This is a genomic window from Streptomyces sp. NPDC089915 (genome assembly GCF_040684675.1).
In the GTDB taxonomy this organism is placed as follows: domain Bacteria; phylum Actinomycetota; class Actinomycetes; order Streptomycetales; family Streptomycetaceae; genus Streptomyces.
The window spans coordinates 1-11,962 of sequence record NZ_JBFBGN010000056.1 but is presented as its reverse complement, the minus strand read 5'-3'; the positions used below and the strand labels follow the sequence as shown (position 1 = coordinate 11,962).

The window sequence follows — 11,962 nt, the reverse complement described above, 5'->3', positions numbered from 1 at the left end:
CCGGCGTTCCCCACGACCCCACCACACCCTCCCCCCACCCAAACCCTAGGAGGAGACCCATGTACGCAGTGATCCTGGCGGGCGGCAAGGGCGTCCGGCTGCGGCCCTACACCACGGCCCTGCCCAAGCCCCTCGTGCCCATCGGAGACCAGCACGCGATCCTGGAGATCGTGCTGCGCCAGCTGTCGGGGGCCGGGTTCACCCACTGCACCATAGCCATCGGACACCTGGGCGAGATCATCCGCGCCTACGTCGGCGACGGCTCCCAGTGGGGCATGAGCATCGACTACGCCACCGAGGAGAGCCCGCTCGGCACCATGGGCCCCCTGCTCAACCTGCGCGACCGGCTCCCCGAGCACTTCCTCGTGATGAACGGCGACGTGCTCACCGACCTCGACTACGCCGACGTACTGCGCCGCCACGAGGCCTCGGGCGCCCCGCTGACCATCGCGACCTACCCGCGCAAGGTGCACATCGACTTCGGCGTGCTCACCACCGACGCCAGCCGCGTGGTCGGCTTCACCGAGAAGCCCAGCATGGACTACCACGTCTCCATGGGGGTGTACGGTCTGAGCCGGTCCACCCTCGACGACTACACGCCGGGCCTCCCGCTCGGCTTCGACGAGCTGGTCCTCGACCTGCTGGGCAGTCAGAACCTGCCGCAGTCCTACGCGTTCGACGGCTACTGGCTCGACATCGGCCGCCCCGACGACTACGACCGGGCCAACGCCGAGTTCACCAGCCGCAAGTCCTTGCTGCTCAAGGGAGCCTGAGCACCTCATGCGCATTCTCGTCCTGGGCCGGACCGGCTACCTGGGCGCCCACGTCGACGACCGCCTGCGCGCCCTCCCGGGCGCGCGGGTGTTCGACGGCGGACGCTCGCCCGGCGCCGACTTCGGCATCGACCTGGCGGCCGACCGGCCCGAACGGCTGGCGGACGTCCTGGCCGCCGCCGCGCCCGACGCGGTCGTCAACTGCGCGGGCGCGACCGGCGGGGACGCCGTGACCCTCGCCGAGGTCAACGCCCGCGGCCCCGCCGCCCTGTGCGCCGCCCTGCGGGAGGCGGCCCCCGCCGCCCGCCTGGTGCACCTGGGCTCCGCCGCCGAGTACGGTCCCGGCACCCCCGACACCCGGGTCGCCGAATCGGACACCGCCTGCCCCGTCACCCCGTACGGGGCGACCAAGCTGGCCGGCACCGTCGCCGTCGCCGCCTCCGGGCTGGACGGCGTCGTCCTGCGGGTCGGCAACCCGGTGGGGCCCGGAGCCCCGTCCAGCGGGCTGCCCGGCCGGATCGCCGCCCTGCTGCGCGAGGCCGGACCCGACCCGCGGGCGGTCCTGCGCCTCGGCGACCTCTCCGCGCACCGCGACTTCGTGGACGTACGGGACGTGGCGCGGGCGGTGGAACTCGCGGTCACCGCCCCCGGCCCGCTGCCGCCCGTCCTCAACATCGGCGCCGGGCGGGCCGTACCCGTCCGCGAACTGGTCCGGGGCCTGGCCGGACGGGCCGGCTTCCTCGGCCGGATCGAGGAGGAGGCCGCCGGCTCGGCCCGCTCCGCCCAGGTGTCCTGGCAGTGCTCCGACATCACCGCCGCCGGCGAGGCCCTCGGCTGGCACCCGGCCCACGGGCTCGGCGACTCCCTCGCCGCGCTGTGGGCGGCGACCGTCCCGGGGGGAACCCGGACGCCATGACCCTGCTCGTTCCGCTGTACGTCCACCCCGCCGAGGACCCGGGCGCCTGGCACCGGCTCATCACCGGCGCCGCCGACACCTACGGGGTGGTGCTCAACCCGGCCGACGGGCCGGGCGAACGCCCCGACCCGGCGTTCGCCGCTGCCGCCGCCGCCCTGCGGACGGCCGGCGCCCGCCTCCTCGGCTACGTGGACACCTTCTACGGGGCGCGCGGCCAGGTCGAGGTGGTCCACGAGATGTGCCGCTACCAGGAGTGGTACGCCGTCGACGGCTGCTTCCTCGACCGCATGGCCCCCACCCGGGAGGAACTGCCCGGCACCCGCCGGCTGGTCCGCTCGCTGCGCCGGCTGGGCGCCGCGCCCGTGGTCCTGAACCCGGGCGTCCACCCCGTCGCCGGCTACGTGCGCCTCGCCGACCTGACCGTCACCTTCGAGGGGCACTGGTCCACGTACGTCAACTCCTTCACACGGCCGTCCTGGACGGCCCGCCACGACCCCGATCGCTTCTGCCACCTCGTCTACGGGGTGCCCGAGGCCCTGGTCCCGCTCGCCGTGCGCACCGCGCGCGAACGCGGAGCGGCGGTGTCCGGGCCCGTCACGGGCGAACTCCCCAACCCCTGGAAACAGCCCACCCCCGCACTCACCGGGATGGAACGATGAGCCGCACCCTGCCGGCCCGCCTCGGCCTGCTGACCGTCGTCACCGCACTGGTCCTGACGGGCTGCGCCGGCAACGACGACGACGATGACGACGACGCCGCACCCGCCCCCTCCGGCCCCACCGCGAGCCAGGGGCCCGGGCCCGCCTCACCCGGGGCCACCTCCCCGGCCACCCCCACCGCCCCCGGCTCGACCCCGGCCCCCTCCTCCTCGGCCCCGGCCCCCGGCGACCCGGCCAAGGGCCGCTGGAAACCGCAGCCCGGGCTGGCCTGGCAGTGGCAGCTCGACGGCCGCTCCGACCCCTCGGTGGACGTCCCCGTGTACGACATCGACGGGTTCGAGAACTCCGCCGACGACGTGGCCCGGCTGCACCACGACGGCCGCAAGGTCATCTGCTACATCAACGTCGGCGCCTGGGAGGACTTCCGGCCGGACAAGGCCGCCTTCCCCACCAGCCTGTTCGGCAAGCCCAACGGCTGGAAGGGCGAGCGCTGGCTGGACATCCGCCGGATCGACCAGCTGCGCCCGCTCATGGAACGCCGCTTCGACATGTGCCGGGACAAGGGCTTCGACGCGGTGGAACCCGACCTGGTGGAGGCCTACGGCAACGACACCGGCTTCCCGCTGACCGGGGAACACCAGCTCGCGTACAACCGCATGATCGCCGAGATCGCGCACGCGCGCGGGCTGTCCGTCGGCCTCAAGAACGACCTGCCGCAGATCCCCCAGCTCGAAGGAGTCTTCGACTTCGCGGTGAACGAGGAGTGCGCCCAGTTCGGCGAGTGCGAGGCACTGAGCCCCTTCATCAAGGCCAACAAGGCGGTCTTCCACGTCGAGTACAAGGGGACGCCCTCGGGCTTCTGCCCCGAGGCCCGCAAGCTGAAGCTGTCCTCGATGATGAAGAACCCGGAACTGGACACCTGGCGCAAGCCCTGCTGAGCCCGCGGCCGCCCCCGTGCCCGCGCACCGGGGCGGCCGCGTCAATCCCCGGCCCCCGGCGGCGTCCCCCGAACGGGCAGGAGCGCGAACGGGGCCGCGGGGAGCCCGGATTCCAGTGGCGGCGGGGCGTACGGGCCGGCGGGTACCGGAGCGTGCGCCGGAGCGGGCGCCCCCGTGCGCCGACGGCGCCCCCGTCCGGTGCCACCATGCGTCGCGAACAGCGGGTCAAGCGACGAGAGGTTGGAACGTGACGCCTCAGGCGACCGGGAACCCCACCCGGCCCCTCACCGACGGGCAGCGGCAGCCCACCCCCGGCACCCCCCGGGACCCCGGCACCCCCGGAGCTCCCGGCCGCACCGACACCGAACTCCTCATCGGCGCCTCGGTACTGCTCGCCGACGCCGCCCTCGCCGCCAAGAAGGCCGGAGCCGACCTCACCGGAGCGCTGACCGGCGGCCGCTTCGCGCTCCAGGCCCTGCGCCGCCCCACCTGGGCCCTCGCCGCGGCGGCGTCCTGCGTACGCGCCCTCAACGGCCCGGCCGGCCTCGGCTTCGGGGCCAACGGCGGCCTCGTCGGCGAACTCGCCCGCATCGCGGGCAACATCACCCGCCGCCGGCCCGCCGCGGTCGCCATGGCGGTGGACGCCTTCGCCCTGCGCATCGAGGCGGCCACCGTCACCCACCCCAACCTGGACTCCGAACACGCCCGCCGCCTCACCGGCGCCCTCGTCGCGGGCGACCGGCTGGAGGCCGCCCGCGCCCTGCACGCCCTCGTGGAACGGCTCGGCGTCACCCGCGCCCTCACCACCGTCAGCCCCGTGATCATGGAACTCCTGGCGCTGACCGGGCTGCTGGACGAGAACCCCGTCAACGACGAGTTCTCCTGGGTCACCCTCGCCGGCGGGATCCCCACCACCGACCCGTTCCTCGGCCTGCCCAGCTCCCTCCTCAAGTACCTCAACCCCGGCCCCGGCCGCGCCGAACGCGCCGAACCGGACCCGATCCTCGCCAAGGTCCTCGGCACCTCCCGCAACGACATCGTCAGCTACATCAACGACATCGGCGCCCTCGGCAACCACGGCCTGGTCCTGCTGCGCCGCGTCGCCTGCGCGGACGGCGCCGAACGGTACGTACTGCTGCTCCCCGGCACCAGCTTCGCCCTGCTCAGCAACAGCACCCCGCAGGACCTGATCGGCGCCTTCGACGGCTGCCTGCGCACCGACACCACCTACACCCGGGCGGCCAGGAAGCTGCTGAGCCGGGCCGGGGTGCCCGCGGGAGCGGAGCTGATGCTGGTCGGCCACAGCCTCGGCGGGCTCACCGCGATGAACCTGGCCTCCGACGTGGACGTCGCCTCCGAGTACCGGGTCACGCACGTGATCACCCTCGGCTCCCCGATCGACGCCAAGCGGCCCGCCGACCACACCACACGGGTCGTCAGCCTGGTCAACAAGCACGACGTGATCCCCATGCTGGACGGCCGCGGCCCCGCCTCCCCGCACGACCTCCCGGCGGAGTGGGTGGAGCTGGCCTGGCTCGACGAGTCGTACGACTACCCGCTCTCGCACGCCCCGCAGGCCTACTCCGACAGCCTGCGCGGGGAACTGTCCCACTACCGCGAACGGGTCAACGGGCTGATCGGCCGCTACGACGGCGAGATCACCGTCAACCAGCCGTACATGCTCCGCGACAGGTGACCCGCCGCACGCCGACGCCGACGCCCCCGGCCCGGACTCCGTCCCGGCCCGCGCCTCCGTCCCCGCCCCGGGAGGCCGGGCCGCCTGTGCCCGTGCCCACGTCGACGGCCCGGCCTCCGCTCCGGCCCGCGCCGCCCGTTCCGACCGTGCCCCCGTCCCCGCCCCCGCGTGACCCGAGGGAGAACCGCCCCCGATGACCACCCCCGCCACCGCCCGGCCGCTGGAGAACGCGGTGTTCGGCGCGGCCATGCTCGCCCACCGCCTGCCCTGGGCGGACGCCCCCGCCCGCGCCCTGGGCCTGGACGTCCTCACCCGCGAGGGCGCCGCCCGCGCGGTCCTCGCGCACCTGTGCCGCGGCGGCGCCGGGCGGCCCGTCCGGCTGCGCACCCCGTTCGGCTCGTTCCTCGTCCCGCTCGGCCCGGCCGACACCGCCGGGCTCCTCGCCGAGGGCGCCGCCTCGGACGCGCTGGCCCCCGCCGTACGGCTCGACGCGGCCGGCCGCCGCCACGGCCTGCACCCCCACGTCCCGCTGCCGCCGGACGCCGCCCCGGCCGCCGACGTCCTCGCCGCGACGCTGGCCGGGGAACTGGAGCCGCTGGCCGGCGCCCGCCGCGACGACCACGTCCTGACCTGGGAGGCCTGGCGGCCCGGGCTGCTGCGCGCCGCCCGCCGGGTGGTGGCGGGCGCGGCCGCGGCGGACGACTCCCTGCTCAGCGAGGTACTCGCGCGGACGGCGGCGGCCGCGGGCAGCCGCGCCCACGACGCCCGCGCGGCCGCCCTGCACCGCAGGCTCGCCCCCTACCTGGCCGACCCGGACCCCGGCTCCGTCGCGGCGGGCCTGGCCCGGAGCACGGCGGCCGTACCCGCCGCCCGTAGGGAGGGCGCCGTCCCGCCGGGGGAGGGGCACCGCGAGGAGGCACTGGCCCACACCCTGGCCGTGGTCTCGGAGGCGGCCGTCACCACCGCCCTCCAGGCCCTCGCCCTCATGGGCGCCGGCATGCCGGGCGCGGCGGCCGGCCCCGCCGGGGCCGTGGCCCTCGCCCTGGACCGCTTCCCGCCGGTGGAGGCGGCCGTCCACCCGGTCCGGACCCGCTTCGCGTGGGAGGGGCTCACCGTCGACGCGGGCACCGAGATCCTCGCCGCCCCCGGCTGGCTGCCGCAGGACGCGGGGGGCCGGGACGCCGACGGCCAGGGCGCCGACGGCCACCCGGACGGCGCCCCCCGCCGCGAACGGCCCTCGCCGCTCTGCGGATCCGCGACCGGCTGCCCCGCCGCCGCCTTCGCGGTGCGGGTCGCCGAGGAGACCGTCCGGTTCCTCACCACGGCCTCCCGTCCGGCCCTGCTGTCCCCGGCCCTCACCCCGGACCGCATGCCGCTGACCCTCGCCCCGCACACCCTGCGCGTCGCCCTGGCGGCCGAGGGCGCCGTCCCGCCGGCCGGGCGGGCCGCCGGCCCCGCCGCGTACGCGGTACTGGCCCGCGCCGACGCGGACCGCCTCGACGGGCACGCCCGCACCCTCGCCGCCTGCGCCGCCGAGCCCGGCTGGAACGGCGACGAGACCGGCGAGCGGTTCCGGACCCGGCTGCTGGAGCACGCCGACCGGTGCACCCGCGCCGCCTCCGACGTCCGCGCGGCCGCCCGCCGGCTGGCCGACTGAACCGCCTGGCCGGCCGACTGAGCCGTCCGGACGGCCTCGGGGCTCCCCGCGGCCGTCCGGACGTGCGGGCCGCTACCGCAGGAGCCCGTCCCGCCGTTCGCGTTCCCGGTCGACCATGTCCTGCACGGTGTCACGGACCTCCCCGCACAGCCGCCGGGCGGCCGCCGAGCGGTCGCCGAAGTTCCGGGGCCGCTCGGGCGGCGCGATCGGCTCACCGATGGTGATCAGCCATTTCGCGGGCAGCGGGAACGGCGAGGTCAGCGGGAAATAGGGCAGGTCCAGGAACTTCGCCAGCGCGGGCAGCTCCCCGAACTTCGGCGAGGACTCCTCGGCCCCGACGACGCCGACCGGCACCACCGGAGCCCCGGTGTGCAGGGCCGCCACCGCGAAGCCGGGATTGAACTCCTGGAGCCGGTAGCGGTCGCGGAACGGCTTCTCCAGTCCGGAGACCCCCTCGGGGAACACCGCCACCAGCTCCCCGTCGCCGAGCCGCTTGAGCGCCGCCCTCGGATCGATGGGCACGGCGCCCATCCGCGCGGCGTAGGGCCCCAGCACCGGGAGCCGGAAGACGAACGGCGCGGCCAGTACGTGCAGTTCGCGCCGCAGCGACCGGCGCAGCACCTTCTGCAGCACGAAGGCGTCCAGCCCCCAGGCCCCCGAGTGGTTGGAGACCAGCACCGCCGGCCCGTCGGCGGGGATGTTCTCCAGCCCCAGCACGTCCAGGCGGAACCATTCGTCGATGAACCATTCGAGCAGCCGCTCCCAGGCGTTCTCGCCGGCTGCCCCGAGCAGCCTGCGCAGGAAGCGCAGCTCGCTCCCGGCGACCTCGATGACATCGGCCAGGCTCTCGGACACGAAACGGACCTCCCCCTTCTCCGGTGGCACACCAAGTACCCCTCCGATCAGGGGCTTTCACGGTGAACGGTGCCAAGGGGCGATTGATCACGAGGAGTTCCCGAATTCGCCCCTTCGACTCTTCGTTCGCCCGTTCCCCTCGGGGGCCCGGTCCGCGCGCCACGCAATGATCTTCGGCTCGTTGAGACGGGTGGACCGTTCACCGATCGACGACACCCCCCCCAGGAGACCCTTCATGGCCGACACCGCGCTTCCGGTGATCCTCGTCGCGGACCCCGATCCGCTCCGCCGCCACGAGACCGCCGAGCTCGTACGCGGCTGGTACCGGACCTCCTTCCGCGTCCTCCAGGCCGGCGGGCTGCCCGAGGCGGAGCGGGTGCTGCACGCGCTGGCCGGGCGGGACGTCCCCGTCTGCGCGGTCGTCACCGGCGAGGACCCGGGGCCGCACCCCGAACGGCACCCGGCCACCCGCTGGGTGCCGCTCGCCGACGCCGAGCGGCTGCGGACCTCCCTCGACGATTCCCTGTGCACCTGGAACGCCGACCGCCGCGGCGGCCTGCCCACCGCCGAGGTGCGCGGGTACCGCTTCTCCCCGGCCGCCTACGCGATCCGGGACTTCCTCGGCCGCAGCGACGTCCTCTTCCGGTGGGTGCCGTGGGAGGACGGGCTCGACGCGCCCGTCACCGTCCGGCTCGGCGACGGAACCGAACTCGTCGACCCGCCGATCAGCGAACTGGCCGACCGGCTCGGCCTCATCAGGCCGGCCGAGCACGAGCGCTACGACGTCGCGGTCATCGGCGGCGGCCCCGGCGGGCTCTCCACGGCCGTGTACGCCGCCGCCGAGGGCATGAGCGTGGTCGTCATCGAGGACGACGCCCCCGGCGGCCAAGCGGGATCGACCTCCCGGATCGAGAACTACCTGGGCTTCCCCGTCGGCCTCACCGGCGGCGACCTCGCCCAGCGCGCCCTCCAGCAGGCCCGCCGGGTGCGCGTCGAATGGCAGCCGACCCGGGTGGCGACACGGCTGATCCCCACTCAATCGGGAGACCACACGGTCGAGTTCGTCAAGGCGGGCACCGCCGAGACCGCCACCGTCTCGGCGGCCTCCGTCGTGGTGGCCACGGGCGTGGAGTGGAACCGCCTCGCGAGCCCCGGCACCGACCGGCTCCTCAACTCGGGCGTGTACTACGGGGCTTCCCTGTCCGACGCGCCCTCCACCGCCGGCGAGGACGTCTACATGGTGGGCGCGGGCAACTCGGCCGGACAGGCCGCCCTCTACTTCGCCCGCTACGCCCGCTCCGTCACCCTCCTCGTCCGGGGCACCGACCTGGGCGCCTCCATGTCGAACTACCTGGTCCAGCGCATCGAACGGACACCGGGCCTGAACGTCCTGCTCGGCACCGAGGTGGCCGAGTGCCTGGGCGCGACCACGCTCACGGGCCTGCGGCTGCGGACCCGCACCGGCGACGAACGCACCGTCCCCGCCCAGTGCCTGTACGTCCTGATCGGCGGCCGCCCCTCGACGGACTGGCTCGACGGCTCCCTGCGGCTCGACGACCGCGGCTACGTCCTCACCGGCACCGGCGGGGTCGGCCGCGACGCCCTCCCCATGGAGACCAGCCTGCCGGGCGTCTTCGCCGTCGGCGACGTCCGCTCGGGCTCGGTCAAGCGGGTCGGCGCCGCCGTCGGCGAGGGCGCAGCGGTCGCCCACTCCCTGACCGAATACCGTCGCCGCCACTCCGGCCGCTTCCGCGACGTGGGCGCCGTCGACGGGTTCTGACGGGGGGCGGGGACGCGGGGCGCATGACCGGGCGCGGGGCGGGCAGACGCTGACGCGGACGGGGGCGGAAGGCGTCAGGGAGGAGGCCGCCGTGCCGGAGCCGGACCTCGGTGACTTCGCCGTCGCGCAGGACGGCCCGCTGTACGTGGTCACGGCGGCCGCGGACGGGGAGCGGGCCGGCTGCCTCGTCGGGTTCGCCTCGCAGTGCTCGATCGATCCGCCGCGCTTCGTCGTGTGGCTGTCGGTGGAGAACCACACGTACGGCGTGGCGCGCCGCGCCCGCCACCTCACGGTGCACGTACTGCGCCGGGAGCAGGAGGCGCTGGCGCGGCTCTTCGGCGGCCGGACCGGGGACCGTACGGACAAGTTCGCCGGTATCGCATGGCGGCCGGGGCGGGAGGGCAGCCCCGTGCTGGCGGGGGTCGCTGCCTGGTTCACCGGGCGGATCGAGGCCGTGGTCGCCGGGGGCGACCACGAGGGCTTCCTGCTCGCCCCGATCGAGGCGGGCCCGCCGGGCCCGGAACCGGCGGGTGCGCCGCTGCGGTACGGGGAGGTCCGGGACCTCGAACCCGGGCACCCGGCCTGACCCCTGCCGGGGAGGCCCCTCGGCCGGCCGCCGGGCCGGGTGCGTCACCGCCCGCCCGGCCCGGCGGGTCAGCGGCCGGGCGGGCGGCGGAGGCCGTCGCCCCGCCCCGGCCGGTGGCCCGGACGCCCGCAGGCGGGCGTCGTCCGCCCCGCCGGCCGTCGAAGCTCACCGACGCCCGCTCCCCTCCGGCGCGGTCTCCCCGCCGTGCCCGCGCCCTGCCGGGCGGTCGGGTCCGAACAGGTCGAGCATCCGCTCCATGACCTCGTCGAAGTCCTGCCACGGCACCGCCGGCTCCCGGCCGGCCCGGCGGGCGGTCCCGTCCGGGTGGCTGCTCGTCTTCGCGGACATGGCGCCCTCCTCTCGGAGTCTCGGACGACGGCGTCTGCCCCGGATCCGCCGGCCCATGCGGGCGCGGAAGGGTGAATCCCGCCGCCCATGACCGCGTGCGGAACGGGTGGGCGCCGGACACGGCCGGAGGGCCCGTCGCCGACCGGGGTCGGGCCGGACGCGGGTCCGGGGGCCGCTCAGTCCCGAGGGACGGCGCGGGCCAGGAAGTGGTGGGGGGCGTCCTCGTACGTGTCGAGGTGCCAGCCCGTCGCCGCCAGCGCGGGGCCGAGGTTGTGCGCGGCCAGGGGGTCGGCCGGGTCGAGGGGGCGGCCGTGGCGGGCGGCGCGTTCGGCGTGGCCGGAGGGGTGGAACAGCAGGAGCACCCCGTCGGACGCGGTGACGCGGGCCCATTCGCGCAGCGCGGCCCGCGGGTCGGGGAGGTGGTTGAGGAGCCCCGCGGAGAAGACGCCGCGCACGGACGCGCGGGGCAGCGGGAGCCGGGTGCAGTCGGCGGCCAGCAGCTGTCCGTGGCGGGTGCGGCCGTGCCGGGCGGCGGCCGTGAGCATGGCCGGGGTGAGGTCGATGCCCAGCACCCGGCCCGCGGGCCCGACCTGGGCGCGCAGGGCCGGCATGGCCCGGCCGGTGCCGCAGCCGAGGTCCAGCGCGAGCCCGCCGGGGGCGAGCCGCATGCGGGCGACGGCCGCCTCGTAGGCCGGGGTCTGGTAGGCGAACCGCTCTTCCCAGGCGTCGGCGCGGCGGGTGAAGAAGGCGCGGGTGGCCGTGTGTTCGGCGCGGGCGGCGACGAGGTCCGCGAACCGGCGCAGCAGCCGGTCCGACCAGGCGTCGGCCGCCTCGGGCCCCTGGGGGAGGAAGCGCACCCCCCACCCGCTGGCGCCGACCCGGAACGCCTGCTCCGGGTAGCCCTCGCAGGTGGCCAGGACGACGGCGCCGGCCGGCAGCTCCAGCGGCTCGGCGGCGGGCCGCAGCCCGGGGGCGGGCAGGCCCGCTCCGGCGAAGACCGGGTCGGTGCCGGCCGCCGGGGTGAGCCGTACCGCCCCGTTCCCGCCGGGGGCGCCGGGAGGTGCCCCGGCGGGCTTCCCCTCCTCCGTCAGGAGCCGTGCTCCGGCGCCCAGGGCCAGGACGGGGACCTCGGCGGCCAGTGCCTCCCGGACGAGGGAGCGGCCCGGGGAGCGGCCGGGGTCGGGCCGGGGGCCGCCGAGGACGATCAGGCCGTCGATGCCGTCGATGCCGTCGACGATGGTGTCGGCGGGGCCCGCCGGGGCGGTCGTGCCGTCGTCGGTCAGGAGCAGGGTGCGCGCGGTCAGTCCCGCCGAGGCGAGCACCGCGCACACGGCCGTCGGCGCCTCCCCGGAACCGCGCTGTACGACGACGACGGCCATGCCCACTCCTCAGTCCGAGCTCGTCACGGCAACGGCTTGGGGCCCCTGTGCGCCGAACACCGCGATCGGCGCGCTGGGGCCTCCGGCCGGTGATCCCGGGGCGGAGAGAGCCGCTCGTCCGTCCGGGGCCGGTGCGTGTCAGTCAACCAACGGCCGCCCCGGCGGGGCGACTGGATCCGGACACGGAATCAGGCCGGTGGGGCCTGGATGGGCACAGTTAATCATCCAAGAGGGGAACGCGCCATAAACGGCGGCAGATGCGAGCTTGTCCGGCCGATTCGAACCGCTCATGCGGATGGGGCGGCACGTGTACGGCTCGCCGCATATCCCGCGGCCCCGCCGCCCCCGGGTGCCGCCGGCGCGGGCCGGCGGCAC

11 protein-coding genes are annotated in these 11,962 nt (G+C 76.1%); 8 read left to right on the top strand and 3 right to left on the bottom strand.

The genetic code is table 11. The features are described 5' to 3' along the window. Positions 1 to 59: 59 nt before the first annotated feature. The 6 genes from AB0O29_RS18525 to AB0O29_RS18500 all read left to right on the top strand — a co-directional run bounded on the left by AB0O29_RS18525 (position 60) and on the right by AB0O29_RS18500 (position 6,639). Positions 60 to 773 (top strand): sugar phosphate nucleotidyltransferase, encoded by a 714-nt coding sequence (locus AB0O29_RS18525; protein ID WP_344157391.1) that lies wholly within the window; start codon positions 60 to 62, stop codon positions 771 to 773. Positions 774 to 780: 7 nt separating this feature from the next. Beyond that, on the top strand, positions 781 to 1,689 hold the full coding sequence (locus AB0O29_RS18520) for an NAD-dependent epimerase/dehydratase family protein (RefSeq protein WP_365152899.1): 909 nt from the start codon (positions 781 to 783) through the stop codon (positions 1,687 to 1,689). Continuing rightward, the gene (locus tag AB0O29_RS18515; protein WP_365152897.1) at positions 1,686 to 2,348 is read left to right on the top strand and encodes a spherulation-specific family 4 protein; all 663 of its coding nucleotides are present in this window, start codon (positions 1,686 to 1,688) and stop codon (positions 2,346 to 2,348) included. Before AB0O29_RS18520 ends, AB0O29_RS18515 begins: the two co-directional genes overlap by 4 nt. Continuing rightward, positions 2,345 to 3,286, top strand: a complete 942-nt coding sequence (locus tag AB0O29_RS18510; protein ID WP_365152895.1) for an endo alpha-1,4 polygalactosaminidase — start codon at positions 2,345 to 2,347, stop codon at positions 3,284 to 3,286. Before AB0O29_RS18515 ends, AB0O29_RS18510 begins: the two co-directional genes overlap by 4 nt. A gap of 247 nt (positions 3,287 to 3,533) precedes the next feature. Beyond that, complete coding sequence (locus AB0O29_RS18505) at positions 3,534 to 4,982, top strand: hypothetical protein (RefSeq protein WP_365152893.1); 1,449 nt, start codon at positions 3,534 to 3,536, stop codon at positions 4,980 to 4,982. Between the two features lie 193 nt (positions 4,983 to 5,175). Further along, a complete protein-coding gene (locus AB0O29_RS18500) occupies positions 5,176 to 6,639 on the top strand; it encodes a hypothetical protein (protein WP_365152891.1) in 1,464 nt (487 codons plus the stop codon). 72 nt (positions 6,640 to 6,711) lie between these two features. On the opposite strand, the gene AB0O29_RS18495 is transcribed toward AB0O29_RS18500, so the two are convergent. Then, positions 6,712 to 7,494 (bottom strand): 1-acyl-sn-glycerol-3-phosphate acyltransferase, encoded by a 783-nt coding sequence (locus AB0O29_RS18495; protein ID WP_365152889.1) that lies wholly within the window; start codon positions 7,492 to 7,494, stop codon positions 6,712 to 6,714. A gap of 235 nt (positions 7,495 to 7,729) precedes the next feature. On the opposite strand from AB0O29_RS18495, the gene AB0O29_RS18490 reads away from it, so the two are divergent. Both AB0O29_RS18490 and AB0O29_RS18485 read left to right on the top strand, forming a co-directional pair. Beyond that, positions 7,730 to 9,274: an NAD(P)/FAD-dependent oxidoreductase gene (locus AB0O29_RS18490; RefSeq protein WP_365152887.1), complete on the top strand. Its 1,545-nt coding sequence runs from the start codon at positions 7,730 to 7,732 to the stop codon at positions 9,272 to 9,274. Between the two features lie 91 nt (positions 9,275 to 9,365). Then, the gene (locus AB0O29_RS18485; RefSeq protein ID WP_365152885.1) at positions 9,366 to 9,860 is read left to right on the top strand and encodes a flavin reductase family protein; all 495 of its coding nucleotides are present in this window, start codon (positions 9,366 to 9,368) and stop codon (positions 9,858 to 9,860) included. Between the two features lie 165 nt (positions 9,861 to 10,025). On the opposite strand, the gene AB0O29_RS18480 is transcribed toward AB0O29_RS18485, so the two are convergent. After that, on the bottom strand, positions 10,026 to 10,208 hold the full coding sequence (locus AB0O29_RS18480; RefSeq protein ID WP_365152883.1) for a hypothetical protein: 183 nt from the start codon (positions 10,206 to 10,208) through the stop codon (positions 10,026 to 10,028). A gap of 176 nt (positions 10,209 to 10,384) precedes the next feature. Further along, complete coding sequence (locus AB0O29_RS18475; protein ID WP_365152881.1) at positions 10,385 to 11,587, bottom strand: methyltransferase domain-containing protein; 1,203 nt, start codon at positions 11,585 to 11,587, stop codon at positions 10,385 to 10,387. Positions 11,588 to 11,962: the final 375 nt, after the last annotated feature.